The sequence below is a fragment of the Mesorhizobium sp. M1B.F.Ca.ET.045.04.1.1 genome (assembly GCF_003952465.1).
Lineage (GTDB): Bacteria > Pseudomonadota > Alphaproteobacteria > Rhizobiales > Rhizobiaceae > Mesorhizobium > Mesorhizobium shonense.
In genome coordinates, this window is record NZ_CP034448.1 from 2881630 (window position 1) to 2905229 (window position 23600).

The 23600-nt window shown below is 59.4% G+C and carries 31 protein-coding genes and 1 pseudogene; 15 read left to right on the forward strand and 17 right to left on the reverse strand.

The window, feature by feature from the left end; all coding sequences use genetic code 11:
- Nucleotides 1-309 precede the first annotated feature (309 nt).
- Together EJ071_RS13870 and EJ071_RS13875 are read left to right on the forward strand one after the other, a co-directional pair.
- Nucleotides 310-1569, forward strand: coding sequence for a DNA repair exonuclease (locus EJ071_RS13870; protein WP_126098370.1), 1260 nt, complete (start codon nucleotides 310-312; stop codon nucleotides 1567-1569).
- A complete protein-coding gene (locus tag EJ071_RS13875; protein WP_126098371.1) occupies nucleotides 1566-5036 on the forward strand; it encodes an AAA family ATPase in 3471 nt (1156 codons plus the stop codon). The genes EJ071_RS13870 and EJ071_RS13875 overlap by 4 nt, the downstream gene beginning before the upstream one ends.
- A 365-nt stretch (nucleotides 5037-5401) precedes the next feature.
- Here the strand turns inward: EJ071_RS13875 and EJ071_RS13880 are convergent, their stop codons facing one another.
- Nucleotides 5402-5830 (reverse strand): hypothetical protein, encoded by a 429-nt coding sequence (locus EJ071_RS13880; RefSeq protein ID WP_126098372.1) that lies wholly within the window; start codon nucleotides 5828-5830, stop codon nucleotides 5402-5404.
- Nucleotides 5831-6573: 743 nt separating this feature from the next.
- Between EJ071_RS13880 and EJ071_RS13885 the strand changes: the two genes are divergently transcribed.
- Nucleotides 6574-6783 carry a cold-shock protein gene (locus EJ071_RS13885; RefSeq protein WP_126102573.1) on the forward strand — a complete coding sequence of 70 codons (210 nt, stop codon included), beginning with the start codon at nucleotides 6574-6576 and terminating at the stop codon, nucleotides 6781-6783.
- 334 nt (nucleotides 6784-7117) lie between these two features.
- Here EJ071_RS13885 and EJ071_RS13895 read toward each other — a convergent pair whose 3' ends face one another.
- Complete coding sequence (locus EJ071_RS13895; protein WP_126098374.1) at nucleotides 7118-7300, reverse strand: hypothetical protein; 183 nt, start codon at nucleotides 7298-7300, stop codon at nucleotides 7118-7120.
- A 135-nt stretch (nucleotides 7301-7435) separates the two neighbouring features.
- On the opposite strand from EJ071_RS13895, the gene EJ071_RS13900 reads away from it, so the two are divergent.
- The gene (locus EJ071_RS13900) at nucleotides 7436-7747 is read left to right on the forward strand and encodes a hypothetical protein (protein WP_126098375.1); all 312 of its coding nucleotides are present in this window, start codon (nucleotides 7436-7438) and stop codon (nucleotides 7745-7747) included.
- A 298-nt stretch (nucleotides 7748-8045) separates the two neighbouring features.
- Here the strand turns inward: EJ071_RS13900 and rpsU are convergent.
- From rpsU to EJ071_RS38445, 6 genes and pseudogenes are all read right to left on the reverse strand, one after another.
- Nucleotides 8046-8343, reverse strand: a pseudogene (gene rpsU / locus EJ071_RS13905) (30S ribosomal protein S21).
- A 121-nt stretch (nucleotides 8344-8464) separates the two neighbouring features.
- Complete coding sequence (locus EJ071_RS13910) at nucleotides 8465-8644, reverse strand: hypothetical protein (protein WP_126098376.1); 180 nt, start codon at nucleotides 8642-8644, stop codon at nucleotides 8465-8467.
- An 819-nt stretch (nucleotides 8645-9463) separates the two neighbouring features.
- On the reverse strand, nucleotides 9464-9682 hold the full coding sequence (locus EJ071_RS13915) for a hypothetical protein (protein WP_126098377.1): 219 nt from the start codon (nucleotides 9680-9682) through the stop codon (nucleotides 9464-9466).
- Nucleotides 9683-9808: 126 nt separating this feature from the next.
- Nucleotides 9809-9991, reverse strand: a complete 183-nt coding sequence (locus EJ071_RS13920) for a hypothetical protein (protein ID WP_126098378.1) — start codon at nucleotides 9989-9991, stop codon at nucleotides 9809-9811.
- A gap of 104 nt (nucleotides 9992-10095) precedes the next feature.
- Nucleotides 10096-10287, reverse strand: coding sequence for a hypothetical protein (locus EJ071_RS13925; RefSeq protein WP_126098379.1), 192 nt, complete (start codon nucleotides 10285-10287; stop codon nucleotides 10096-10098).
- A 455-nt stretch (nucleotides 10288-10742) separates the two neighbouring features.
- Nucleotides 10743-10907 carry a hypothetical protein gene (locus EJ071_RS38445; protein ID WP_189521460.1) on the reverse strand — a complete coding sequence of 55 codons (165 nt, stop codon included), beginning with the start codon at nucleotides 10905-10907 and terminating at the stop codon, nucleotides 10743-10745.
- A 199-nt stretch (nucleotides 10908-11106) separates the two neighbouring features.
- Here EJ071_RS38445 and EJ071_RS13930 point away from each other — a divergent pair, with 199 nt between their 5' ends.
- The 7 genes from EJ071_RS13930 to EJ071_RS38450 all read left to right on the forward strand — a co-directional run bounded on the left by EJ071_RS13930 (nucleotide 11107) and on the right by EJ071_RS38450 (nucleotide 13263).
- Entirely contained in the window at nucleotides 11107-11370 is a 264-nt protein-coding gene (locus EJ071_RS13930; protein WP_126098380.1) for a hypothetical protein, read from the forward strand.
- Entirely contained in the window at nucleotides 11367-11726 is a 360-nt protein-coding gene (locus EJ071_RS13935; RefSeq protein WP_126095063.1) for a hypothetical protein, read from the forward strand. Before EJ071_RS13930 ends, EJ071_RS13935 begins: the two co-directional genes overlap by 4 nt.
- An 88-nt stretch (nucleotides 11727-11814) precedes the next feature.
- Nucleotides 11815-12057, forward strand: coding sequence for a hypothetical protein (locus EJ071_RS13940; RefSeq protein WP_126098381.1), 243 nt, complete (start codon nucleotides 11815-11817; stop codon nucleotides 12055-12057).
- Nucleotides 12042-12377, forward strand: coding sequence for a hypothetical protein (locus tag EJ071_RS13945; protein WP_245460229.1), 336 nt, complete (start codon nucleotides 12042-12044; stop codon nucleotides 12375-12377). The genes EJ071_RS13940 and EJ071_RS13945 overlap by 16 nt, the downstream gene beginning before the upstream one ends.
- On the forward strand, nucleotides 12374-12649 hold the full coding sequence (locus EJ071_RS13950) for a DUF1488 domain-containing protein (RefSeq protein ID WP_126098382.1): 276 nt from the start codon (nucleotides 12374-12376) through the stop codon (nucleotides 12647-12649). Before EJ071_RS13945 ends, EJ071_RS13950 begins: the two co-directional genes overlap by 4 nt.
- Nucleotides 12650-12731: 82 nt before the next feature.
- On the forward strand, nucleotides 12732-12983 hold the full coding sequence (locus tag EJ071_RS13955; protein ID WP_126098383.1) for a DUF982 domain-containing protein: 252 nt from the start codon (nucleotides 12732-12734) through the stop codon (nucleotides 12981-12983).
- Nucleotides 12984-13107: 124 nt separating this feature from the next.
- On the forward strand, nucleotides 13108-13263 hold the full coding sequence (locus EJ071_RS38450; RefSeq protein WP_189350210.1) for a hypothetical protein: 156 nt from the start codon (nucleotides 13108-13110) through the stop codon (nucleotides 13261-13263).
- Here the strand turns inward: EJ071_RS38450 and EJ071_RS39405 are convergent.
- On the reverse strand, nucleotides 13213-13584 hold the full coding sequence (locus EJ071_RS39405; RefSeq protein ID WP_245460403.1) for a hypothetical protein: 372 nt from the start codon (nucleotides 13582-13584) through the stop codon (nucleotides 13213-13215). The two genes, EJ071_RS38450 and EJ071_RS39405, sit on opposite strands and share 51 nt — an antisense overlap.
- Between EJ071_RS39405 and EJ071_RS13960 the strand changes: the two genes are divergently transcribed.
- Nucleotides 13538-14212 carry an NYN domain-containing protein gene (locus EJ071_RS13960; protein WP_245460326.1) on the forward strand — a complete coding sequence of 225 codons (675 nt, stop codon included), beginning with the start codon at nucleotides 13538-13540 and terminating at the stop codon, nucleotides 14210-14212. The genes EJ071_RS39405 and EJ071_RS13960 overlap by 47 nt on opposite strands.
- 111 nt (nucleotides 14213-14323) lie before the next feature.
- Here EJ071_RS13960 and EJ071_RS39030 read toward each other — a convergent pair whose 3' ends face one another.
- The 7 genes from EJ071_RS39030 to EJ071_RS13995 form a co-directional block, all read right to left on the reverse strand.
- Nucleotides 14324-16228, reverse strand: coding sequence for a cytochrome ubiquinol oxidase subunit I (locus EJ071_RS39030; protein ID WP_210211916.1), 1905 nt, complete (start codon nucleotides 16226-16228; stop codon nucleotides 14324-14326).
- A gap of 211 nt (nucleotides 16229-16439) precedes the next feature.
- Complete coding sequence (locus tag EJ071_RS13975; RefSeq protein ID WP_126098384.1) at nucleotides 16440-17108, reverse strand: uracil-DNA glycosylase family protein; 669 nt, start codon at nucleotides 17106-17108, stop codon at nucleotides 16440-16442.
- A 671-nt stretch (nucleotides 17109-17779) separates the two neighbouring features.
- Nucleotides 17780-17989 carry a DUF2945 domain-containing protein gene (locus EJ071_RS13980; RefSeq protein ID WP_126098385.1) on the reverse strand — a complete coding sequence of 70 codons (210 nt, stop codon included), beginning with the start codon at nucleotides 17987-17989 and terminating at the stop codon, nucleotides 17780-17782.
- Nucleotides 17990-18049: 60 nt separating this feature from the next.
- Nucleotides 18050-18193: a hypothetical protein gene (locus EJ071_RS38455; protein WP_189521461.1), complete on the reverse strand. Its 144-nt coding sequence runs from the start codon at nucleotides 18191-18193 to the stop codon at nucleotides 18050-18052.
- Nucleotides 18194-18240: 47 nt separating this feature from the next.
- Nucleotides 18241-18702: an Rrf2 family transcriptional regulator gene (locus tag EJ071_RS13985; protein ID WP_126098386.1), complete on the reverse strand. Its 462-nt coding sequence runs from the start codon at nucleotides 18700-18702 to the stop codon at nucleotides 18241-18243.
- Nucleotides 18703-18762: 60 nt separating this feature from the next.
- On the reverse strand, nucleotides 18763-19227 hold the full coding sequence (locus EJ071_RS13990) for a group III truncated hemoglobin (protein ID WP_126098387.1): 465 nt from the start codon (nucleotides 19225-19227) through the stop codon (nucleotides 18763-18765).
- Between the two features lie 469 nt (nucleotides 19228-19696).
- The gene (locus tag EJ071_RS13995; RefSeq protein ID WP_126098388.1) at nucleotides 19697-20221 is read right to left on the reverse strand and encodes a PTS sugar transporter subunit IIA; all 525 of its coding nucleotides are present in this window, start codon (nucleotides 20219-20221) and stop codon (nucleotides 19697-19699) included.
- 597 nt (nucleotides 20222-20818) lie between these two features.
- On the opposite strand from EJ071_RS13995, the gene EJ071_RS14000 reads away from it, so the two are divergent.
- The 3 genes from EJ071_RS14000 (at nucleotide 20819) to EJ071_RS14010 (ending at nucleotide 22717) form a co-directional block, all read left to right on the forward strand.
- Nucleotides 20819-21232 carry a DUF5602 domain-containing protein gene (locus tag EJ071_RS14000; protein ID WP_126098389.1) on the forward strand — a complete coding sequence of 138 codons (414 nt, stop codon included), beginning with the start codon at nucleotides 20819-20821 and terminating at the stop codon, nucleotides 21230-21232.
- Entirely contained in the window at nucleotides 21229-21753 is a 525-nt protein-coding gene (locus tag EJ071_RS14005) for a plastocyanin/azurin family copper-binding protein (RefSeq protein ID WP_126098390.1), read from the forward strand. Before EJ071_RS14000 ends, EJ071_RS14005 begins: the two co-directional genes overlap by 4 nt.
- A 106-nt stretch (nucleotides 21754-21859) precedes the next feature.
- Nucleotides 21860-22717, forward strand: coding sequence for an ATP-binding protein (locus EJ071_RS14010; RefSeq protein WP_126098391.1), 858 nt, complete (start codon nucleotides 21860-21862; stop codon nucleotides 22715-22717).
- Here the strand turns inward: EJ071_RS14010 and EJ071_RS14015 are convergent.
- Nucleotides 22707-23594, reverse strand: a complete 888-nt coding sequence (locus EJ071_RS14015; RefSeq protein ID WP_245460230.1) for a LysR family transcriptional regulator — start codon at nucleotides 23592-23594, stop codon at nucleotides 22707-22709. The genes EJ071_RS14010 and EJ071_RS14015 overlap by 11 nt on opposite strands.
- Nucleotides 23595-23600: the final 6 nt, after the last annotated feature.

The window sequence follows — 23600 nt, forward strand, 5'->3', positions numbered from 1 at the left end:
CCGCGGTTTTCAGTCTCGACGATGCGCATCGTGAAGATTGCGCACCGTCAAATAAGACGCCGCAGGGCAGCACGGTCTCCAAGGCCGAAACGTCGCTCTCATTGGCATCATCCGCCGCTTCTTCGATGACATCGATTTGTCCTTCCCGCCTTGCCGAGGATCATGGGCCATCATATCTGGATCGCCTCCGCTGCCCAACGCGGTCGGGATTTGCTACCGATGCTTTGACTTGGTCGCTCTGGTTTGTGGGCGAACTGGACTTCGACAGAATTGGCCTGAGTTTCGGTTCCAGCCGGGAGAGCGCCCGCAATGGCATTTCGATTTGTTCATACGGCCGACATCCATCTCGATTCCCCTTTGCGCTCACTTGCGCTGCGCAATCCCGAGCTTGCCGAGCTCGTCGGGGATGCCAGCCGCCAGGCATTTACCGCGATCGTGGATCTGTGCCTGGAGCAGCGTGTCGACGCTCTCGTTGTTGCCGGCGATCTTTACGATGGCGACCAGACTTCGATGAAAACAGCGCGCTTTTTGGCCTCCCAGATGACGCGCCTCCATCAGGCCGGCGTCAGGGTCTACATGATCCGCGGCAACCACGACGCCATGTCGCGGATTACCAAGCAGCTCGTCTTGCCAGACACGGTGACGATCTTCAGCGGCCGCTGCCAATCCGTGGTGCAGCCTGGCTCCGGGGTGGACGTCACATTCCATGGGCTGAGCTTCGCCAGCCCGAAGGCGCCCGAAAGCCTGCTGCCGAAATATGCAGGCCCCCGAGAGGGAGTTGCGAACATCGGCATCATGCATACGAGCTTGGCTGGTTCCCCAGGCCATGACGTCTATGCACCTTGCAGCGTCGCCGATCTGCAAGGCCATGGCTTCAACTATTGGGCGCTTGGCCATATCCACGTTCGCCAGGTGTATTCCGGCGCGAGCACGCTGGTGATGGCAGGGATCCCTCAGGGGAGGGACATCAACGAGGCGGGCGAGAAGTCGGTCACGCTGGTCACCATTCGCGACGATCGCTCCGTCGAAATAGAAGAGAGGCTCACCAGTGTCGCGCAATTCGAGCGGGTGAACGTCGATCTGACCGGGTCATCGGAATGGAACGAGGCCATCATCCGCGTCCGGGCAGGACTGGAACAAGCCAGGGAGAAGGCGAAATCGCGGTATCTCGTTGCCCGCCTTCGGCTGGTGGGCACGTCTGCTCTTTCATGGTCGCTGATGCGTGACCGGGACCTGGCTGTCGCAGAAGCCGAACAGGCAGCGGAGCAGGTGGGCGACACCTGGGTGGAGAAGCTGGAGCTTGATTTTTCGGCCCCCGCTGTCGGAGATTCGGGCAATGTTGCCGATCCCACGCTTGAGCTCGCCCAGTCCATGCGCGCCAATGCGAGCTCTGAAGCATTTCGAGCGGAAGCGCGGGAATTCGTGTTGAAGACGATCGCGGACCTGCCGCCCGATGCGCGGGGCTTCGCCGGCAAGGACGAAACAGGGTTAGAACAGTTTCTCGACCATGTGCTTGCCGGAAGCGTTGACCTGGTCACGGCAAGGCTCAAGCCAGGTGCGACGCGATGAGATTGCGGCGCCTTGATCTGACCCGCTACGGCAAGTTCACCGATAAGGCGATCGACTTTGGAGAGAAGCCTATTTCAGCTCCCGATCTGCATATCGTTTTCGGCCTCAACGAGGCCGGCAAGTCGACTGCGCTTTCCGCCTACCTTGATCTGCTCTTCGGCATCGAGGAGCGCAGTCGGTATAATTTCCTGCACGACTATAGCTCGATGCGCATCGGCGGGCTGCTCGAATTCGAGGGACGGACGCTTGCCGTTTCGCGCACCAAAAGCCGCAGCAACTCCCTGCATGATGCCGAAGGCAAGCCGGTCAGCGAAATTGCTATCTCCGCGCAGCTCGCCGGACTGTCGCGAGAAGCCTACAGCAGCATGTTCTCGCTGGACGACGAAACGCTGGAAGCGGGCGGCAAGGCGATCCTTGAATCGCGCGGCGATCTCGGCAAGCTCCTTTTCACCGCCAGTGCTGGGCTTGGCCATGCCAGCGATGTCCTGGCCGCATTGGAAACGGAGGCCGATGGTCTTCATCGAAAACAGGCGCAGAGCACGGAAATCGCGCTGCTGAAGAAGCGGTTCGCGGAACTCAAGTCGCGCAAGGAGGCGATCGACACGCTGGCCTCGACATTCGAGGCGCTCGAGGCGGAACGCGTGGAAGCCCAGGAGAAGTATGACCGCAGCCTGGCTGAACGCGCGGCGATGTCGGCCCGGCTCGCCACGATTGACCGATATGTGCGCGCCGTGCCGCTCCTGGCCGAAATAAAACGCAAGGCAACCAGGCTGGCTGAGCTGCCGGACATGCCGTCTCCTCCCAGGACCTGGAGCGGCAGCGTCGCGGAATTGATCGATCAGGACGCGCGGCTGAGAACCCGTCTCCAGGCGAATGGCGATGAGATCGATCGGGCGAAGACAAAGATAGAAGCAATCGCTGTCGACGACGCTGTGCTGGCAATCTCCGAGCAGGTGCGAGGGCTGGCCGACCGCAAGGCGCGCTATTTATCCGCGGGCATGGATCTGCCGACCCGCAAAATGGAACTCCAAGTGCTCGACCATACGGTGGCTAACTGTCTCGCCGCGCTTGGAAGGTCGGCCGAACAGGATCCGTCCCGGCTCATCCTGCCGGCCGTTGTGGTCGGCACGCTTCGCAACATGGTCGAACAACGCTCCGGCATCACGACGAGCCTGCGGATGGCGCGCGATGAAGCCGCTGCCGCGCTCGACGGACTCAACGCTGCGCGAGGTCGCATTGACGAGGAGAGGGCAGTGCCCGAGCCAGCAAGAGCCAGGCTGATGGCAGCGGTGTCGGAGGCCAAGGCCAGTGGTCACACACGGGAAATCAGAGAGGCGTGCGCGTTCGAGGACGAGCGGCAAACAGGGCTGGCCGATGTGATGCGGCGCCTTCGGCCGTGGTCGGGAGATGCGGAAGCACTTTCGAAAATGTCGGTTCCAGTGCCGACGCAGATGGCCGTCTGGAAGAAACTGGCCGCGGACCTTCAAAGGGACAGGGCGGTCTTCTCGGAGCGTCTGGTTGAGCATGAACAAAGCCGGATCCCGACGTCGGCTCGTCTGGCTGCTGTCCGCGCGTCGGCCGACATCGCCGACGACGAAACCGCCGCAGCCATTCGGCGTGAGAGGGAAGAGGCCTGGCGAAATCACCGGGCGGACCTAAAGGCCGAAACGGCTGATGTCTTTGCGGCGGCACTGGCCAGGGACGATCAGGTCGGCGCGGCTCGATTGGCTCATTCGGGCGAGCTGGCGGACCTGCGTGCAATCAAGCAAAAGGCGGGGGAGATCGAAGCGGCAATAGAGCGCATAAGCCTCCAACTCGGTGGTGTGGCTGAGCAAGCAGAAATGGCTTCCACTGAAATCAAGCGAATGGCCGGAGCCTTGCTTGAGGATTGCCAGGCGCAGTCGCTCGACCTCTTGATCGGTCTTCTCGAGGAGCGCCTTTCCGCGCGTGCTGACGCGCTTGCCGCTTGGGACGGCATCCTGCTCGCACGCGCAAGGATTGAGCGCGCGACAGCCGAAGGAGAGCGAATCCATCTCGGACTGACCTCAGCTCTTCGAAGCGTTGGAATTCAGCCGGAAGCCGGTGAAGCCCTGGACGTGATGGTGGTCGCCGCCGACCGCTTTCTCGACAGGCAGGCGAAGGTCGACGCGAAACGAGCGGAAGCGCTAAGAAGCGTCGCCGCGAAGGAAGAGGAGCTGGCCGCAAGGCGGCTCGCTGTTGAAATCGCCGAGCGGCGAGAGGGTGCATGGCAGGCCGAGGTCAAGGAAACGCTGAAGGGCACCTGGCTGGAAGAAGGCATCGCCGGAACCGGGCTTGGCAGCGTCCTCGATCAGCTGTCGGAGCTATCAAAGGCCCTGCAGGATCGTGAGGCCATGCGTATCCGCATCCGCAAGATGGAGGCGGACAGGACTGCATTTGCTGAAGAGGTGGCCCGGCTTGGTGCGCAGGCCGGGGAGCCCGCGAGCGACGAGCCGCCAGAACAGGTGAGCGTCAGGCTGACAGGGCGTCTGGAGCAAGCCGAGCGTGCCCGTGAGGCGAGGGCAAATCTACTCCTTGACGTTCAAAAGTTGCAGGACGTTCGAGAGGCACTGAACGCTGATGTCGCGGTACACGAGACAACAAAGCAGGCAGTGCTCGATGCCTTCGGGGTAAGAACGCTGCCGGAGGTCGGGGAGCGCGACGAACAGCTTCGCGAGCGAGACGGTCTCCATAGTGCCAGGGTCGAGCTTGAGGAAAGACTGACGAGCGAGCTCGCTCTCGACGACTTCACCCAGGCCCGGTCGTTGCTGGAAGGCCTCGATCTTGATGGGCTTGCAATTGAAAAGGCCGAAGTCGAGCGGCGTCTCGCCGACCTCGATGACTCACTGCAACAGCAACTCGTCCGACGCACCCGGGCGACCGACAAGCTCGATGCGATCGGCGGCGACAGCGCAGTTGCCCGCATCGATGCCGATCGTCGCACCGTCCTTCTCGAAATTGAGGAAAAGGCCGTCCGCTTTATCGAGTTGAAGCTTGGGGTGATGTCGGCATCGAGTGCGCTGCGGGTCTATCGCGAACGTCACCGCTCCGGGATGATGAGCGAGGCCTCCGACGCCTTCGCACTGATCACGCGAGGGCAGTACACAGGCTTGACGACCCAGCCGGTAAAGGGCGGCGAGGTGCTCATCGCGACACAGAAAGATGGCCAATCGAAGGTCGCGGACGCTCTGTCGAAGGGCGCGCGTTTTCAGCTCTACCTGGCTCTACGCCTCGCCGGATATTACGAGTTTGCCAAGGTCAGGCCGGCTGTTCCGTTCATCGCCGACGACATCATGGAAACGTTCGACCATCTCCGGTCGGAGGAAGTTTTCCGATTGTTCGGCGAGATGGCTAGTGTGGGCCAGGTGATTTACCTCACGCATCATCAACACCTGTGTGAGATTGCGAAGTCGGTTGTCCCTAACGTGGCCATCCACGAGCTCCGGTAATTCAAACGGCATCGTTGCTGGCGCGTTCTCGAGATAAGTGGCATCGCCAATGACCGCTTCGCGCCGATTTCGGACGCTCAAGCAAGTTTGAACAGCTCCGGAAAGCGGACATATCCTGTATTGGCTCCTTCGTTTTGACTTTCTGATCGTCCGCAAATCCAAGCGGCCCCAAGTTATGACAAAACTCGGCTCGGCTTCAGATCACCGCTTTCTATCAAACGGATCAAAGTGCGGCGCGCTCACTTCTGCCCTCAAGCGATTGAGCGCTTCCTGCTGCCACGCTCCCGCTCGAGCCGGTAGACGTCGGGCAATGGTTGCCAGTCCTTCGGCGTCAGCCGCATGCACCATTTCTCGCGCCTGTAGCCCTAGTGCGCTAGCCCGACCATGTCGGACCCGTCAAACCACACTGACACGTTGAGCTTGGGAAAATGCAGGCACCTGGCCCTGTCGATGTCGGCCTCGCCGTTGCCTTCCTTCCATGGCGTCCAGCCGCGGCTAGGTCGTTCGGTAAGCTCATCGTCACGCATCGGGTCTCCTCCGCTTGTTGGCGTCACCGCATGATCCGTGAATTGTTGGTTTCGATCGTCGCGGCCGGCGTTTCGGCACTCGTGACAGTAGATGATTTCGATCAGATCCCGGTGCAAGCACCTATGGTCCGGCCCGAGCCGCTTCACCAGCTCGGCGACGTCTAAATGAGCTTTTCGCTTGCAGGTCAAGCAGTCGACCGAGAGACCTGTGCCAGCCTCCAGCTTCTTGCCAGGCGTGTTTTCTACGAAGGGGAATTTCATTGTCATTGGCGATCTCCGAAAATGAGGTCGCCGCACCAGGGAAGATTATATTCCTGATCGCCTGGCATTTGCCAGGGGCAGGCCGCCGTCTCAATGGAATAAGGGGCTATATGCTTCGTTTATTCGGACCAATGCGCTTGGAAGTCTGGACCTCGGTCGATTTGCGGGCCTGCTGGCAAATCAGACAGTCTCCCGATCGCGCCGGCTGATAAACCCAAGCCCCCGCCCATCAGTCGGCGCATAGCCCGGCTTGCGAACCTCAATCATAACCCCAAAAGCAAGCCGGGCTCATCTAGCGCCGAGGCCGCACTTCGAAGCGCCGGCCGCCGCGCCGTAGGGCAAGATGCGCTGTTTTGGATAACCAGCGCGCGCTGGCCTGGTCTTGCACTGGCCTGGGTTTGCCAATGTCCCGTTTCGGCACCAAAATGCTGGCACCCGCCTTGCAACTGAAGAGATTGCCGGTGCTAATCCTCCCACCGGGTCCTGATCGGGGGATCAGGAAAATAAGCTCTCGCCGGGCTTGAGGTGCTTGGGGTTCCTCGCCCGGCGAGTCTTTCTTTCAACGCAGCACCAGCGCGCCGACGACCTTGCCGCAGGAAAAAAAGCGCTATGTTTCGCGCGTCGATCTTGTTGAACGAACGTTGTTTTCGCGCATTGGCGCCCTGACGATTTTTCCTCTCAATTTCGAAACTGGAGCGTTTGGCTGCCAGCCAGACGCGATGATTTGCACCGATTTGAAAGGAAATCGTATGGCTACTGGAACAGTGAAGTTCTTCAACGCTACCAAAGGCTTCGCCTTTATCGAGCAGGGTAATGGGCAGCCGGACGTGTTCGTCCACATCTCTGCCGTTGAGCGCGCCGGCATGCGCACGCTTGCGGAAGGCCAGAAGGTCAACTTCGACGTCGTGAAAGATAACCGCAACGGCAAGAGTTCGGCTGAGAACCTTCAGGCCGCGTGAGTGACAACCCTTCTGGCTTGCGACCACGGATGTACTGGCGCGGCCATCGAAGCGATGATGAGAAGGTCGGGCATGTCCCGGCCTAGGATTTATTTATGCGCCCCTCAATTCCGAATGGCGTTTTTAAGCCGAAAGCTTCTCCCGGCGAGGTGAAGCAGGACGCCACAAACAGAGCAGCCAAGGTGATCATAGTGAACGAGGCCGCAGCGAGGGAGGCGAAAACCGAACGTTTGCGACGTGCGCGGCTTGCTAAAGAAACAGCCGAGCCGGAGACCCCGCCGAAGAAACGCTAATCGACGCTTTATCGCGCCGACCTATGGAAGCCGAGCCGACGCTAGTGGGGGCGTTTCCTCTGACGGTCCATGTCATTCAGAAAACCAACTAAGTCGAGCACCAGCCAGAAAGGCATGCTTTCGAGCAGGAGGCCGCAGATCTCATGGGGAAGCCCGGTCATAACGTCGATCACCGAAAAGGTACCGTCCGGGTCGCTTTCGATATCGTAACGTTCTGCCACCATGCGCCGAACATATACGGCAAATGAGGCCTGTGGATAGTAACCGGGAATTCAACGAGGCTCCGTGCCGAGGCAGACGTGATTTGCCTTGTGAGCGTGGCAGACCTAGCGTGCCCGTTTTAAGGGGGGCCGCTACACATGAAACCAGCAGTATCCAAGCCGGGGCCTTGTCGGCATTTTCTGGTAGTACCGCCGCATGGTGCCAAGTTCGACAACCTAGTGATGCTGATGAGGATCGAGGCCGGCCTGAACGCCGAGTTCGCTGGCTTTACGTTTGTCGTCACCACCGACGGACAGCGCTATGACGACTTCTTTCTGGTGCCAATACTCGGCACTGTGAACGACCCGGCCGCACCCCCTTTGCAGGTCAAGCCGGATGTCCAACTCTGCATGAACATCGCGAGCTTCCTTTCTCGCTACGTCAATGAGGAACGGCCCAGGCTGAACTGACAAAAAAGCCCGCCGACCGGAGCCAGACTTATATGCCGGCCAGCGACTACGAAGACGACGAGATCGGGATCATCTGTCCCGCCTGCGACTATGAATCAGGAAAAGCATCGGCTGGATTCGCAGGCACGTACAGCTCGAATGTCCCGGTTGCGGGCAGGTGATCGACATCGAGAGCAGGAATTTCCGAATGCCTGCCGGACACGACCCCCCCGCGATCCATGACGCTGATACAGCGGGGCGAGAGAAGCGCCCTCCGCAGTCGGCAAACAAGTGCGGAGAACCGGTGGCATCCCGCCGCTCACGAGGACGACGGCCTAAAGCTGCCTCCACTTTCGACAGTTCGTTGCGCCCCCGGCGCGGGCCGACGCGGTAGCGGACCTTTTCCTTTTGGCTGAGGCAGCAGGCCTTCTCTCTGTGCGCGCTTCCTGGCCAGCTTATGTGCTCGTCTGATGGCTTCGGCTCGTTGCCTAGTCTTTCTCTCGGAGGGCTTCTCATAGGCCCGGCGAGCCTTCATCTCACGAAAGATGCCTTCACGCTTTCCTCTTCAAGACCCGAAGGGCCTGTTCGATATTGTTGTCGCGTACGAGTACCTGCATTGCATCTCCCTTGCTGTCCCGTCGCTTTGCACGGGCGTTGCGGTCTGCCAACCTGGCGAACCGTGACGCGCACCATAGTCCTTCTCACAGGAAAGACGACCTCCACCGGGGCCTGTGCATGCTACTTGTTCTTCCTCAGAAGACGCGCCTCGCGAAGAAGCGAGCTCGCATCTAAGCCGATCATACCGACAAGTTCACGGGCCTGGGCCTCGGTAATGCCCGTTTCGTTCATAAGGAACTGCACCCGAAATTCCTTCGCTGCCTGCAATTGCAGTTCGCGCTCTCGCTTGGTCTCGGCCATGGGATGGGCCTTCGCACGAGTCAGTTCTTGTCAGATGCCCTGACCGAGGATTCTTGCCTGATTTGACCCGCTTTAGAATCTGGTGGGATTGTTCGATCAGGCGACGGCTTTCATCGATGAGGTGCTGTGTCTCATCAGAGCGTAACTCGGCGCGACGTCGAGCGCGGCGAATGCTTCGCAGATAGGTGTCACGGCTGTTGTCGTGGGCTGACATGCCCCCCAACGCCCGAATGCGCCGAATGGTTCAAAAGCTGGACCTGCAATGCGAGTGCGCAACTCTTTAACACTCTTGCGGCAATGCTCTTGCTGCGCTTTTGGAGGATGCGCTCATCCTCATCAGGCAGCTGGCACACGGCACGTGGACTAAAGGTTGGCAAAGCAAGGAATGCAAACCCGAGATGCCTTGAAGGACTCAACTATGTCCTGACCGAGGTGGTTGCGACAGGGCCAACGTCAACAGCCCGATGGCCACCTGGCGGAGCAGTTCCTATTGCTTCAAGCCACGCCTCGGCGGGCGTGGGATCCGAAAGCAGGGCCAAGGCTTCGGTCGGCGTTAGTCGTGGAAGCCGCTGCTGCCGACAAAAAAGCGACAGGCGGCGTTCTGGACGGCCACCGTCTTGCCGATGATTCCAATGATGTTGGTTCCTCCACTATCGGAGCCCACGCCGTCGACACTTGACGTCGGTTCCCGACGAAGCGCCCGGGCGCAAATCGGTCGCTGGATGAACGGTCGGCTTTCTAGCCCAGAGCAATCTGCCAGGTCTTGCATCGTGTCGGGACCAGATCATTGGCACAGTGACTCGTCGCTGCTAAAGACCCCTATTGCTCCACTCCAAGACGAAGCCGGACCGAAGCCTCTAGGTCTTTGGCAAAACCAAGCGCCAACTGAAGAACCGTCGTTTCATTCGAAGCGACAGATCCTTGGCCCTCGATGGCGATCGGCAGTTCAATTTTGCCAGCGGGTGAAGTCACGCGAACATTAAATAGAAGCTGGCCACCGGGCCGCTCCTCAACTGTTATCAATTCTACAGTTGCCATTGTCACTTTCCCACTCGTCAGCCGTTCCCTGAACCCCAACCTTGCCTCGCTGGGAAATGCAGTTTTCGGCTCTAATCACGATGGCGGCTGTTGCGGTAGACACCTTTTGGCCAACGAAGGCCTGGTTCAAATCAGGCGGTTGCGTTCCGCGAGTTCGCGTGCCCGCCTTAGAGTGCCGTCGGTGTCGGCGATCCTGCGCCTTGCTGCCTCGTCCGTTCTGATCGTCAGCCGCGCCGACATAATCTTGGATGATTTGGCGACGGCCACGATCATGATGGACGGGGCATCCAGTGTTTTCATGGTTCTCATGGGTATTATCCTTTCAAGCGAAATGACTGCCGGAGGCAGTCGACATTCGGCGATTGCTCCATGACCGGGCCAGGAGCGCTGAACCGCAATATCGGCCTTGCCAATCAGGATTCCCGGCCGGCCTCTTCCCGCCGCTTGGCGTCCTGAATGTTCAGTTCGCCAACAATCTTTTCCGCCCGGCGCGTCTTGATCCCGACCATCATCTTCTTCTCGAACTTGGCAGGTTGGCCGGCGAAGATGTCGAAAACGGTCCAGCTATTCGGCTCGTCCATCCGCAGCGCGTAGTGGTTTGCCATGCTCGCATCTTTCTCGTTTTCGCCTCTCGACGAATGCCGACCGGGTTCAGGCTTTTATGCTGACGAAAACCGGGGCCAGCAGAGCGACGATCCAGAGCGCGACATATATCTTCAAGGCGAGTTGACCGTATGAAGAGAACGCCCCCCATGCGCGTCGCCACGTTCTCAATCCCATTCGCGCTAGCCCGCCCCGCCGTGACAACGAGCGGCGCCTTCGTGGCAAGCATACCGAACATCCGAGGCGGTTCACGCACGGACACGACCCCGGATATGCTCGGGATGCCAGGCTTCACGGTCGGCATGGCTATCGGGCGACTAGGCTTCAGGTGGCAACTTCTTTCTGGTGGCGGAACGGGTGTGCATATCCTTCTATAGACCGCTTGCCTCGCGATAGATAGGAGCACCGAAATTATTTGCCACGCCCGCTAAATTATCGGTCGGAATAATTGCGAGACTCAGAAAATATCGCCCTGGATGAGGTGAATTCCTGCCGATTTTTTGACCCTGTGTTTGGCTTTTTTATTTAACCAAGAAAAATAAAACGCCGCCACCGCCTTGTTCGCAGCGCAATTGGGGCGCATATATAAAATTCGTTGATTTGGTCGAGGTGGCTTCGTCATAGTGAATCCTCGCCATCCGCCTCCGAATTTTCGACAGTGAATGCATTGCGCCGCTCCCGGCGCGGCGTCTCGCTTCGTTCGAACCCTGAAATGATGCTAGCGCTGACCACGGATGTACTGGCGGCATCGGACATTGTTTCGCGGGTTCGACTTCGAATTGAAGCGGAAGGCGCATGCGCGCTTCCGCAGAAAGCCGCAAGTGACCACTCGCACCACGCCGACCATCGTTCGCTTCAATGCGGCGTTTATGCTGCCGGGTTTCGATGCGCCGCAGCCGGCCGGAGAGTATCGCGTCGATCTCGATGAGGAGCCTCTCGAAGGGGCTTCCCGCACCGCATGGCGCCGCGTGGCCACGTTCATTCACCTGCCAGCGATCTCCGCGAAGGGGTCCACGCAGCAATTGGTGCCAATCGAACCGGCCTCACTCGAGGCGGCGCTCGACAAGGACCGGAGACAACCATGACCACCCTCATGCAACGCAACGCACGCCCCATCCAGCACGGAGCCCCGGCACGTCTTTTTGACATCGGACAGGCGGTCCGGCTGAAGGGCGGTCTCGGCCTCGGTCCGAATACCGGCGAAATCTACCGCATCACCCGTACCCTGCCGCCGAGGGGAAACTCGCCGCAATACCGCATTCGCAGCGACGCCGAACCGCACGAGCGGGTGGTGACGGAGGACAGGCTGGAGCCAGTCGACGAAGCGTCGGACGGCGGCATAATGCTCATCGAAAGGACATTCGGACATGGCCAAGGGACAGAAACGCTCGAACAGAGAGATCAGGAAGCCGAAGCAGGAGGAGCTTCCGGTGAAGCCTGAGAGTGCGTTCGGCCAAATCAAGGGCGCCGGCGGCACCCGAAGCAAGAGCAAAGGCTGACGGCAGGATGTTTGCGCGCGACAGCTCGGGATGAAGGTCGTGATCGAATTCTATCGCACGCGCGTTGCCAACGACGCGCACGCCGTCGTTGGCCGTGAGACCGTAGACGCGGCCGACCTCGACGCGGCGATCGAGATCGCGCGGCTACTGGCAAGGACGCTGAACATGCCACAGTGGCCGGATGCCGTCGCAATCGCCGACGCCGACGGCCCGACGATCTATTCCAGCGTCATTGCCGCGCAGGCGGGCACAGACAAATGGCCGACATCATGAACGCCAGCAACCATCCCACCCATGTCGCGCGCAACGCCTGGGCACATCCGGGCCGGGAAGATGCAGGCGGCGCGCAGGCATGCGCCTTTAGGGATCAATATGGCCGCCGGGTCGAGCCCGATCGTTCCTGGACCGTCTATCACGTCTTCACCGGCATCCCGGCGTATGTGGACGGCGCTTTCATGATCGGGCTCAGCCGTTCGGAAGCGACCAAAAGCATGCTGTCCCTCAACCTTCGCAACAGCGAGCGCCGCAAGGAGAGGATCGCCGCGTGGTCAGTTCTTGTTGGCGTTCCCGAAATATCGGGAGGCCGATCATGACTCTAGCCTTCCCCAATCCCAGCCGTAGCTTCGATGAAGCGCGCAATGCCGTCTGCTTCATCGGCCATGACGGCATGTTTCAAATCCGTTTCTTCATCGAGGTAGAGGCGCTGGCCAAATCCGGCGTTGCCCTGGGTGGGAAGGTAAGCACCGAGACAGCCTGTCTTTCGGCATTTGACGCCTTACGGACCTCCATCCAGGATGTGGCCGGCAAGGTCTATGCCCGCAGCCGCCGCGACTCCTATATTTTGACCGCCGCCGATTTCCCGTAGCAGCATTCGGATTCGATAAAGGCAGGTTAATAATACGTCCTGCCACGCTCGTCTTTCCACGCAATCAGGCGTAGTTTGCACGATGGCTGGCAAAAAATTCCGGGTTCCCGTGGTTGTCTACATCGCCGGTCCGATCGGCTTCACGCTCATTGAGTCCGTCGCACAGGCATCCGATTTCCTGTTTGACCATTGGCCTGGACACGACAGCCTGGCTTGGTCGGACGCAATGAAGTGCTGCACCGAAGATGCTGCTGCCGATGACGCGAGTGTCGCATTCCTCACCGCGCTTAAGGATGCGGGGATCAGCTACGACCGCACGGTTGAGATTTACTGAGCTTGCGACAAGCGACTGCGCGGTTTTTAGCCACGTGCGCTGGCCGGATTGCGATCTACCATTCCAAATCTCAGCGAGCACTTTTGCTTAGCGAGACTACCATACCTGCATACGGAGAGTTCGAATGGCGATGAAGCCGAATTATCGATACGAGCGGAGTCAACGAGACAGGGCCAAGGCGGCCAAGAAAGAAGCCAAGCTTGCGGGGAAAGCTGCAAAGGAGAAACCTTCATCCGTAGAAAAGAAGGAAGCGCAGATGCCCGCTGCTGATGAAAGCTAAGGCATGGCGATGACAGAGCGCGAGACAGACAACTTCGAAATCGACGTAGAATGTCCCCGTTGCCATCATCAGGGAAAGACGCTCGTCGGCTGGATTCGTACTCACACCCAGATGGAATGCTCGAACTGCGGCGACATCATTGACATTGAAAGCAAGAACTTCAGGTGGCATGAACAGCGCTAAGGAAAGCCCTATGACGCCTTCCGAACCTCGGTCGCCGCGCCTTGCCGTTCTGATCGATGCCGACAATGCCTCGGCCAAGATTGCCGACGGGCTGTTCGAGGAGATCGCCAAGATTGGCGAGGCCAGCGTGCGTCGCATCTATGGCGATTTTTCCAGCTCGCGCTCGAAAGCGTGGGCAGACGTCCTTTCGAAGCACGCCATCATACCCCAGCAGCAGTTCGCCTACACGACAGGCAAGAACGCCTCGGACATCACGCTCGTCATCGACGCGATGGATCTGCTGCATAGCGGCCGGTTCGACGGTTTCTGCCTGGTTTCCTCCGACAGCGATTTCACCCGGCTCGCGGCCCGCATCCGCGAGCAGGGCATCGACGTGTTCGGCTTCGGGGAGCAGAAGACACCGGAGAGTTTCCGCCAGGCATGCCGGCGATTTGTCTATACCGAGAACCTGCTGCCGTCCGCGCCCGCGAACGAACCTGAGGCAGTATCGAGCATGAAGCCATTGCAGCCGCCTTCAGCTGCTGTGCCGATCATCCGGAAGATCATCGCGCAGATGGAAAGCGAGGATGGCTGGGTTCCGCTCGGTTCGGTTGGCACGCAGCTTGCCAATCTGGCTTCCGACTTCGATCCGCGCACCTTTGGTTTTCGCAAGCTGAGCGATCTCGTTCGCAAGACGAACGCATTCGAAATCGACCGTCCCGAGGGCGGAGCGTTACGCATCAGAATCAAACCGGAGGCAGCGCGAAGGGGCGGGCGGAAGACCTAATCGGTACGGTGCACGTTACGGAGTCCCTTGCAGGTTTGGCTATCTATCGACCGCCTAGCTTTTCCATGTCCTCCCGGTCCTGTTCCGTGCGCAGTTGGTCGAGCAGATCGATCAAGGCTTTGCTTCGGGTGAGCCAGGTCCGCGGGCCATGAACGTCTCGATGTCAACCTCGGAAGGTTGACCGCCCGAGGCCCGGTTTGGCTCATGCCTCACGAAAATCTCGTCGCGCTCGCCGACCCCGACTAGCCAGCGGTCGCCGCTCGAGCTTGTGTAGAATGCCCGGGACGGGTTGGACATTAGAACGTCCTTTGGCCTGTCTGCCAACGACCTGACGAAGACGGTCGTCTTCCGTTTACTGCCCGACCAGAATACCAGCCTGGCGCGCCGCCAAAGCGAACGCCCGCCGAACGCTCGATATGGGCTTTTTGTCCGCGCTGGCATCGTGGCAGGCCTGGAGCGGGGCGCGATGTGACGGCCCACGCTTGCCCCGCCACTTCCGAAGCAGAAATGACGAGCATTCATAGACGTCGGTGATGACCGTCTCGGGGTCTTGGGTGCTGGCGCCCGAACCGTCACCGGCTGAATGAATTTGGGATTTTGCATTGCTGTCGATAGGGCATTGCCACACGGATAGCGAGGCAATTCCATATCTCGCTCGGAATTCCCAGCCGAGCTCTTGGTGTTCGCGACCTTCTCCTCTTCGATCGACGAAACCCTACGCTTGATCTTGTTTGCGCAGACGGCATGCCGTCTTGGCGCTCGCAGAGAAGGAAACTTCCTCATCTCGCGCACGTTCACGGCGGAGCGACAGTGGAGGCGATGGCGCGCCTTCCGCGATGCGAGCCGCAAACGTCGCGCAGATGGAAGTTGGAAGAACCCCTTGCTAACGGAGAGCCGTCCATACACGGCCGCCACGAACCCGAGCGGAGCGACCCATTGGCAGGCCTGCAGATACCAAGAGGTATCGAAGAGCCTGCCTTTCCAGCGCAGCCACCAGCTCGCCGCCACCATCGCAAGCATTAGTAGACCGATCCCGACCATTATGCGGAAGGCAAAGAACGGAATGGCCACCGGTGGCCTCTGGTCGCGCGGCCATTCCTTCAGGCCTCGGATCTCGCCATTGAGATCGTGGATTAGGACCAGACTGCCAAGCAGGGGCACCTCGACCGTATAACGGTTCGCTTCGTTCCGTTCATCGGGTAGAGCGAACAGCACTAGCGGCACGCGCCGTCCGGTTTCCCAATGCGCCTCGATAGCGGCCAGCTTCGTCGGCTGGTGTTCGAGCGTGCTCAGCCCGTGCTCGTCGCCGAGCAGGATCTGCAGCGGAACCAGGACCGTCAGCAGCCACAGGGTCATCGACAGCATGCGCGATCCCTCGGGCACCGAGCGGCCTCGCCGGACCAGCCAGGCCGCCACCCCTACGACGACGAAGGCTGTGGTGACATAGAAGCCGACCACCGTATGGCCGAAGCGGTACGGGAAGGAGGGATTGAAGACGATCGCGAACCAGTCCTTCGGATAGAAGCGGCCGTCGACCAGTTCGTAACCAACCGGCGTCTGCATCCAGCTGTTGGCGGAAAGTATCCAGAAAGATGACAGCAGCGTGCCGAAAGCCACCATCAGCGCCGCCACGAAGTGCGCCCAGCGCGGAACCAGATTCCGGCCGAACAGCAACACTCCGAGAAACGCGGCCTCAAGGAAGAAGGCGGTCAACCCTTCGTAGGCGAAAAGAGGCGACAAGACATTTGCCGTGGCATCGGAATAACGGCTCCAGTTGGTGCCGAACTGGAATGGCATGACGATGCCCGAGACGACGCCTATGCCGAAGGCGACGGAAAAAATCTTGATCCAAAATCCCGAAATGCGGAAGTAGATCTCCTGTCCGGTGAAGAAATGCATGCCTTCCAGGAGGGCGATATAGGACGCGAGGCCAACGGTGAAGGCTGGCAGCAGGATGTGCCAGCCGATGACCCATACGAACTGAAGCCGGGAAAGGAGCAGGGGATCGAGTTCCATCGATGGCCTTGCGTGTGCTCGGCCCCGTTAGGGAGGGACCACGTGGGGACGATAGCACGGCGACTATGGGGAACAAGTCCGAAAGCCAAGCGGCAACGCGGCTTTCAGCACATTGGGGACGAACCGAGCGCCTGATCGATGCTCGCTTGTGCCACCATCGTGGCTGTGCAGTCATTGGGTCGTTCCGAGTAATTTGACTCCCACAGTGAAATCAGGGGAACAGGGCACGTATATCGGTTCGTAGCGTGGGAAGAAGTTCGTTCTCAAACCACGGATTCTGTTTCAGCCACCTATTGTTGTGCCATGACGGGTGCGGCAGTGGTAATCGGAGCAATGAGGGATCGGCTCGATAAATCTGGCGCCAGGCTCGTACAGTCTCGTTAACGCCTTTTCCGGCAAATGTTGACCCAAAGTGCCATCGATGCGCATATCCGCCGACAACTAGCAGCAATGCCAAGGTCGGCAGGCGTGCAAACAGCTTTCCCCGCCAGACCTCCGCGCACTCCCGGCGGGGCGGCAAATCGCCCCCAGTGGGGCTTAGGCCAGGAAAGCAGAAGCTCATGGGCACAATCGCAACCATGGAGGGGTTGTAGAATTCCTCCTCATTCATTCCCAGCCATTGCCTAAGCCTCACTCCCGAAGGATCGTCGAACGGTCGCCCGCTTTCATGCGCGCGGATTCCGGGAGCTTGGCTGGCTATGCAAATGCGTGCCCCCTCTGATGCTTGAAGGATCGGTCGTGGCTCGTGGTCTAGCGGCAAGCCATAACTAGGCTGGTCACGGCAGATCCTGCAGGCGCGAATGGTGCTCACAAGCGTCGAGAACGGTTCCGGCTCATCCGCTATCGTATTGAATCTGTCGGATTTGTTCTTTCCTTGCATCTTTCGCTACCAGAGATGAGCGCTGCGAAAGATTATGCCATTCATCGGATGGTCTCCTAATATTCTTGAGGGCAGATCGTAAGTGTAGCTGGCTTGTTGCTCTCATCTGCTTCAGCACGGCTAGCGCGATCTGTCTTTTTTCTGTTTCGCTGGTCTGCGATCCACGTTCTTGGTGCTATTTCCCAGCGGGCGGCGGGAGCCGGATAGAAGATTTTCCGTCGCCGGCGCGTAACGCGGGGGGAGTGGGCCTGGCGTGTTGGGTGTGACCCAAGCCCTTCAGATGGTCGATGGCGTGCCCGCTCTAGAGCAGATAGTCGGTTATGATGCGGCGGTCGCACAGCCACCAGACGGTCTCCAAGCGTATCAAGGCCGGGCGACGGGCGCGGCCGAAAACGGATCAGTTCTTTGAAGGCGATGATAAATTCGGGCGCCCGGAACTCCGGACGCGCCAGAAGGAGTTGAAAATTTCATCGACGTTTCAGCCGCCGTCCACCCAGAGCGGGCAATGCCACTGTTGCGACAGGCAGCCGGTCGATGTTGCAGGGTGGATTGGCACGCGACCGGGGAAGGATCGGACGTCGATCAGTGGGTCGACCTGCGCCGCGCCCAGCATGTCGAGAAATTCCTCGAGCTGAGTGCGGAGTGGCCGATGGTTTTGAATCGGGCAGGCATCAGCCGATCTTTGTCAGTGCACTTTCCTTGTGCGCGGCGACGTGATCGGTCTTGTCGCTCAGGATTTCATACTGCGGGTCGTTCTTCGACGCATGGCGACGATGCCCCTTGTAGTCGAAGTCCTGGTGATGGACCTTGATGATCTTGCCGCTGACCCGGCCGGCTTCTGAATTCCAGCTGACATGGTCGCCAATAGAATATTTCGTCATGATCTTCTCTTCTCCAATCATGTGAGGCGCCGCTCCAAATGTCAGGGCGTCTTACGAAAGCTAGACGAACATCATGATGACAACCGCCCCGATGACTATCAGGACAAGCCCACCGATCAGCATGGGCAGCAGGCTGTTGTCCGGATCGATACCAGACTCAATCTCCCCCATCGCCTGCTCGTCGTTCTTTTTCGGCTCAGCCATGGCTTGTCTCCATCGGCGTAATCAGTGTGGGTCGAAGCTCCGCAACATTATTTGCCATTGCGTGCTGCCTCAGTACGGGTGGGCGGTGTCGGGCCGCCGGGGAAGTCCTTGAGTGGCAGGTTGATGTCGGCAAGCGTGTAGCGGTCGAGGACGCTCTGGAAGGAGGCTATCGCTTCGCCGAACATGCTTGAAAGCTTGCAGCAGCCGGTGAGCACGCATTGGTTTCCGGTGGTAAAGCACTCCACAACAGCGAAATCCGGTTCGGTCAGCCGTATGACGTCGCCGATCCGGATCATCTCGGGCCGGAGCCCCAGAGCGAGGCCGCCGGAGCGGCCGCGTACCGCCTTCAGGTAGCCGCCGCGCGTCAGGGTATTGGCGACTTTGTTGAGATGCGTCTTCGACACCTTGAAGGTGCGGGCGGTTTCCTCGATCGTGATCAGGCGATCGCCGGCCGAGGCCGCGTACATCAACATCCTCAAGGCGAAGTCCGAGAAGTTGGTCAGCCTCATCGGCGGTTGCTCCTTGGATTGACTTGTCTTTATGGGAAGCACTCATTTGCCAATTCTGGGTCATAAGTCGTTCTCAGCGATCGGTTCGATGCCAATCGTTGTCTCGCCCCGGCTGAAGGCGACGGCCAGGCGAAAACTGTGGGCAATACGCAGGGCTCGATTCATGAATAGCGCCGCAACGTCAGGCGGACAGATGTGGCGCACCGTGGCGCGAAACAGCTTCAGCCAACGCCGGAAATGCGCCTCGCTGAGGCCTACGATCGCGAGATGTGGCGGCAAGGGCCGTCCTTCGTAGCGGGCCGTCCGCAGCAATGTCGCGGACCAGAAGTCACACATTTTTGCCAGATGACCCGGCCACTCGCCAGGCTGTATCCTCTCATGGAAGATAGGGCTTAGAAGCTCATCGCGGCGAATTTCATCATAAAAGCCGTGGACCACATCCCGGATCATGGTCTCATCCAGCACATCCGACAGCGGGACGCCATCGACGATGATCGTTCTGTTGCTCCGACTGTTTCCGCCCATTTGCGCGTTACCGTCTTCCTCAAGGCCAATTTCAGCATTGTCTCCAGGACCCCGGCTTCGAGAGTTTCTTGCGAGTGCTTGCCGACCGCCGGCGCGAAGCTGCTTCGCGCGCACCGAAAACCCGCAAGCAAGCAGCCACGTCTTGCAAGATCGATGAGTTTGCTCACGGGGTCCTGATGGTCGACACAGCATTCCAACAAAAACATATATTGTCAATATATGTTTTAACGCGACCGCTAGTGAAAACGAGGTGCCATTAGCGGACCTTCTGGTGAACCCCACCCTTCGGTCGGCAGGATTTATCCTGAATGACGTGCTTGCGCCCCCTGCAATGCGTCGTCAAAGCGCGGGCAGGTTGGACATTCCGCATGGCGCACCATCGCGAAGGAAGACGCTAACGTGTTGGGCAGACAAGGGGGAATCGATACTCCACCCGGCGCCGACGGCGTGCTTCCGCGACAAATTGAGCCTAGGCATTGTTGAACTGCGTCGGCGTGACAATGCCTAGGCCTGCTCTGCAGGGGCTCGAATTGGTGGAAAGGGCCGGAAACGGGTCAGTGCCGAGTATCGCCATCACCTCATTGGCTGACTGTGCCCCTCGCAGTCCCTCTCGAGTCCGAGGCGCCCGAAGCACCCGGCACGCCTGTGAGAGAACCGGGAGAAAAGTGGAAACGGCGGAGCACGGCCAGAGCAACGTATAGACGATGTCGACGGGCTCGTCGTCTGGCCCCTGGAAATCGACGGGCGGAGCCAGTCGCGTGAAAGACGCGACAGGCGAAGAGATCGTGTCGAACAAGACGTGTGGGACCGCGACGCCACGACCGATGCCGGTCGAGCCAAGGCATTCGCTGCGCCAAAGACCACGGAGAACCAACTGCTCGTCGAGTCCTGATCTCCGTGCAATCCTGACAGCTATTCTCGACAAGGCCGAATGCTTTCCCTTTGTCGCGAGGTCAAGCGAAATGTCTTCTTCCGACAAGATGTATGGGATCATCACTGTCGCCTCTAAGCGATCTCGAACAGGGGCTCGGCCAAACAGCCAACCCAAGGCATGTTCAATCTGTACTGGAAACCTGACTATCCCCGGACGCAAAGCCAGGGCCTTTTCGCGTCCGGGCTAGAGGCCCGCTTTGAGACGCTGCGGGTCTCGCCGGAAGGTTACAGTCATAATATGCATAGCAACTAAAACGTAATGACGGCTTTTTCGAAATCAAGCGGCGCGACGCCGGCGGTCGCCTTGGGGCCTATTCGGTGTATTGCAAGGAGTTCCCCCAAATCAACCATGGCGCGTCCTCGACTCGGTTTCGCGACCCCATCGCCATGATTTGGAGTCTTGGCGATGCGCATTCCAGAGGTTTCGCTATCGAATGCGTGAAGAGAATTGCCTGACTGCGGACCGGATTCCAAACGTAACCAAACAGCGCAAAAATAATGCACTGAAATGCTAGTTAATTTCGTTTGACGAACATAGCCATCTTCTCCTTGCTGGGCGAGCCCGAACGGGCCGTGTCAGCGCGACAGGGATCGGATTTCAAGCCTTCCAATTTTTGGGCTGCCGCGCGGCTTCTTATCCAACCAAGGAGTTACCGTGATGAAAAAGCTTGCCCTCGCAGTTGTCGTGACAATGGCCAGTTCGCTTTGTGCCATGGCGGCGAGCGATGTCACCAAATCTCCGCCCCCCGCTCCTTACGAACAGGTCAGCAAACTCGTGAAATTGCCCGACTTCCTTCCGGGCATGGGCCAGCTCTTCGTCGATCCGGCGACATTGCCTGCGGGTCCGTTCCTTGCCTATGACCACGCCGGCAAGCTTGTCAGCACCATCTACATGCTGCCGATCAAGGATCTCAATCCGGACAAAGGTTTTGACAAGCTCGCGGCGCCGGGCGGCGATGTCGACCATGTCGACGTTTACTACAATGCCGGGCACCCGGGCGTTCCGGAACCGCATGTCCACGTCGTGCTGTGGCATGTCCCGGCCGCCGACGAAGCGCGGGTCGCCAAATGATGCTCACGCGTCGTCAGGTGCTGGGCGGGGGCGGCGGGCTCGTCGCCGCCCTTTCCCTCTCTTCCCAGGTCGCGTGGGCCGACGACGTGGTGGAAATCAGGATGCAAGGGCGCGACGACGGCTCACAGGTCTGGTTCGACCCGATAGGCATTCTGATCAAGCCAGGGCAGACTGTCCGCTGGACAAATCTCAATTCCGGCAATTCGCACACGGCAACTGCCTACAGTCCGGCCAACTCCGATCGGCCGCGCCGCATCCCCAAGACGGCAAGACCTTGGGATTCCGGCTACCTCCTGCCCAACGAGAGCTTTTCGGTTACCCTCACCGAACAGGGGACCTATGACTACTACTGCGTCCCGCATGAGCACGCGGGGATGGTCGGCCGCATCATCGTCGGCGCGCCTGAGGCGCATGACTGGAGTGAAATGGTCGGCGCGGATGGCGATTTGCCGGAGGCGGCCCTCAGGGCATTTCCGAACGTCGAAGACATCATGACACAAGGAATCATCCGGCGTGGTTAGATCATGCCCACGAAGAAAGCCTGACTGAACAGGAGGACTGAGTACGACGATCAGACTGGGGGCGCGGCTTCCTTGGCTATCGTCAGTGACGGCAGGGGGCGGCTTCATGACGGACAAGGTGTATCCATGCGAAAACAAATCGCAGTCTCAACTAGAACGAGACGGGCGCTCCCAGTTGCCGGCCGCTTCCCTCGATGCCTTAACCGCAATCGAACGACGCGAGCATACGGCTTATCGGCTTGCCGCGTTGGGCGAGATGACGAGCGGCATCGCCCACGATTTCAGAAACCTGCTGGCGGTCATCGAATCCGGGCTGAGGCTCGCGGAAAAAAGAGCCGACGAGCCCGAACGTGTGCGTGCCTTCATTGCGATGGCGCGGGAAGGGATCGATCGCGGGATCGATTTGACCTCGCAACTGCTCGCTTTCGCAAAGCACCGGGAACTCGAAGCACATGCTGGCGACCTGAATGAATTCCTCAGGTCCTTCGAGCCGTTGCTGAGGTACGGCGCCGGACCCGACATACGCGTCCGGCTTGAACTTTCCTCCGATATTCCGGATTGCCTGATCGATCCCGCGCTATTCGACACCGCGGTGCTCAATCTCATCGTCAACGCGCGGGACGCCATGCCCGACGGTGGCGAGATCGGGATCGTAACCGAGCCATTGGTGCAGGAGACCGCGACGCCTGACCCGCCGGGACCAGGAACCTTCGTTTGTGTTCGCGTCAAGGACCAAGGCTGCGGCATGACCGCGGAAGTCCTGCGAAAGGCGTTCGATCCGTTCTTCACCACCAAAGGCGAGAAGGGCACCGGCATAGGGCTGTCACAGGTGCAGGCATTGATACGGATGGTTGGCGGCCATGTCCGCATTGCAAGCGAACCGGGGCTTGGGACGACAGTCGACCTGCTGTTCCCTTCGATCCAACCGGAAGCCGAGGTCTCATCAAAAGTACCTATGGCTTGATGTCGCCGTCCGCAACAGCATGCAGTCCCGCCAAGGCAGGGCCTACCGCACTCTCGTCCGCACTTGCGGATTGCACTGCGTAAACCGGATAGGAGAACTGCGGCATTTCAGGCACAAGATGAAGCCGACCGGCCTCTATGTGGGGTTGCACTGAGCTCATTCTGAAATATCCGGAGCCGCCCGTCGCAAGAACATAGCTCAGTGCGAGCGGTCCCAAATCGAAAGAAAGGTCCGGCGCAGCACTCGGGAAATTCATCCCGTGGTGGAGTCCAAAATCCGGCCCCCAATCCATATAAACATAATCGGATTCGTCCAGGACGCGCGCTTCGGAATTTGTAGTTACGAGGACGAGTTTTTCGTCGATAAGCAGATCGATCTTCAAACCCGGTCTGTGGGGCGGCGCGTACATGATTGCCAAGTCGACCAGTCCCGACGCGACCTGGTTGATCAAATCCTGCGGCACGTCGACGTGTACTCTAAGCGCAATATCCTGAAGCGAGCGGCGCATCCATCGGACCCAATCGAGCAGAAGAGGTTGCGCAAGGCTGACTTCGCTGCCGACCGTGAGAACAGCTCGGCGGCCCGGCGGCACGGCAACCTGATGAAGGGTGCGCTGCCATAGCTGGACGAACATCGGCGCGTGACGCAGGAACTGTTCGCCAGCAGGGGTGAGCGAAGCTCCACCCTTGTGCCGGACGAAGAGCGCGCGGCCGAGCTGTTGCTCAAGGTTGCGGATACGCGCGCTCACCGTCGTTTGAGCCACGTTCAGGCGTTCAGCGGCCCGAATGAAACTCCCGGTCGAAACGATCTCGATAAAGGTACGGGCGAGTTCAATGTCCATATCGCGGATAGCATAAAAATTGCGCTTAAATGTCAATGAATT

Bases quoted from the DNA above. Each gene is read 5' to 3' on its own strand.
- EJ071_RS13870 (WP_126098370.1), top strand. From the start codon at position 310: ATGGCATTTCGATTTGTTCATACGGCCGACATCCATCTCGATTCCCCT.
- EJ071_RS13875 (WP_126098371.1), top strand. From the start codon at position 1,566: ATGAGATTGCGGCGCCTTGATCTGACCCGCTACGGCAAGTTCACCGAT.
- EJ071_RS13880 (WP_126098372.1), bottom strand. From the start codon at position 5,830: ATGACAATGAAATTCCCCTTCGTAGAAAACACGCCTGGCAAGAAGCTG.
- EJ071_RS13885 (WP_126102573.1), top strand. From the start codon at position 6,574: ATGGCTACTGGAACAGTGAAGTTCTTCAACGCTACCAAAGGCTTCGCC.
- EJ071_RS13895 (WP_126098374.1), bottom strand. From the start codon at position 7,300: ATGGTGGCAGAACGTTACGATATCGAAAGCGACCCGGACGGTACCTTT.
- EJ071_RS13900 (WP_126098375.1), top strand. From the start codon at position 7,436: ATGAAACCAGCAGTATCCAAGCCGGGGCCTTGTCGGCATTTTCTGGTA.
- EJ071_RS13910 (WP_126098376.1), bottom strand. From the start codon at position 8,644: ATGGCCGAGACCAAGCGAGAGCGCGAACTGCAATTGCAGGCAGCGAAG.
- EJ071_RS13915 (WP_126098377.1), bottom strand. From the start codon at position 9,682: ATGGCAACTGTAGAATTGATAACAGTTGAGGAGCGGCCCGGTGGCCAG.
- EJ071_RS13920 (WP_126098378.1), bottom strand. From the start codon at position 9,991: ATGAGAACCATGAAAACACTGGATGCCCCGTCCATCATGATCGTGGCC.
- EJ071_RS13925 (WP_126098379.1), bottom strand. From the start codon at position 10,287: ATGGCAAACCACTACGCGCTGCGGATGGACGAGCCGAATAGCTGGACC.
- EJ071_RS38445 (WP_189521460.1), bottom strand. From the start codon at position 10,907: ATGACGAAGCCACCTCGACCAAATCAACGAATTTTATATATGCGCCCC.
- EJ071_RS13935 (WP_126095063.1), top strand. From the start codon at position 11,367: ATGACCACCCTCATGCAACGCAACGCACGCCCCATCCAGCACGGAGCC.
- EJ071_RS13940 (WP_126098381.1), top strand. From the start codon at position 11,815: ATGAAGGTCGTGATCGAATTCTATCGCACGCGCGTTGCCAACGACGCG.
- EJ071_RS13945 (WP_245460229.1), top strand. From the start codon at position 12,042: ATGGCCGACATCATGAACGCCAGCAACCATCCCACCCATGTCGCGCGC.
- EJ071_RS13950 (WP_126098382.1), top strand. From the start codon at position 12,374: ATGACTCTAGCCTTCCCCAATCCCAGCCGTAGCTTCGATGAAGCGCGC.
- EJ071_RS13955 (WP_126098383.1), top strand. From the start codon at position 12,732: ATGGCTGGCAAAAAATTCCGGGTTCCCGTGGTTGTCTACATCGCCGGT.
- EJ071_RS38450 (WP_189350210.1), top strand. From the start codon at position 13,108: ATGGCGATGAAGCCGAATTATCGATACGAGCGGAGTCAACGAGACAGG.
- EJ071_RS39405 (WP_245460403.1), bottom strand. From the start codon at position 13,584: ATGCGACGCACGCTGGCCTCGCCAATCTTGGCGATCTCCTCGAACAGC.
- EJ071_RS39030 (WP_210211916.1), bottom strand. From the start codon at position 16,228: ATGGAACTCGATCCCCTGCTCCTTTCCCGGCTTCAGTTCGTATGGGTC.
- EJ071_RS13975 (WP_126098384.1), bottom strand. From the start codon at position 17,108: ATGCAAGGAAAGAACAAATCCGACAGATTCAATACGATAGCGGATGAG.
- EJ071_RS13980 (WP_126098385.1), bottom strand. From the start codon at position 17,989: ATGACGAAATATTCTATTGGCGACCATGTCAGCTGGAATTCAGAAGCC.
- EJ071_RS38455 (WP_189521461.1), bottom strand. From the start codon at position 18,193: ATGGCTGAGCCGAAAAAGAACGACGAGCAGGCGATGGGGGAGATTGAG.
- EJ071_RS13985 (WP_126098386.1), bottom strand. From the start codon at position 18,702: ATGAGGCTGACCAACTTCTCGGACTTCGCCTTGAGGATGTTGATGTAC.
- EJ071_RS13990 (WP_126098387.1), bottom strand. From the start codon at position 19,227: ATGGGCGGAAACAGTCGGAGCAACAGAACGATCATCGTCGATGGCGTC.
- EJ071_RS13995 (WP_126098388.1), bottom strand. From the start codon at position 20,221: ATGATCCCATACATCTTGTCGGAAGAAGACATTTCGCTTGACCTCGCG.
- EJ071_RS14000 (WP_126098389.1), top strand. From the start codon at position 20,819: ATGAAAAAGCTTGCCCTCGCAGTTGTCGTGACAATGGCCAGTTCGCTT.
- EJ071_RS14005 (WP_126098390.1), top strand. From the start codon at position 21,229: ATGATGCTCACGCGTCGTCAGGTGCTGGGCGGGGGCGGCGGGCTCGTC.
- EJ071_RS14010 (WP_126098391.1), top strand. From the start codon at position 21,860: ATGACGGACAAGGTGTATCCATGCGAAAACAAATCGCAGTCTCAACTA.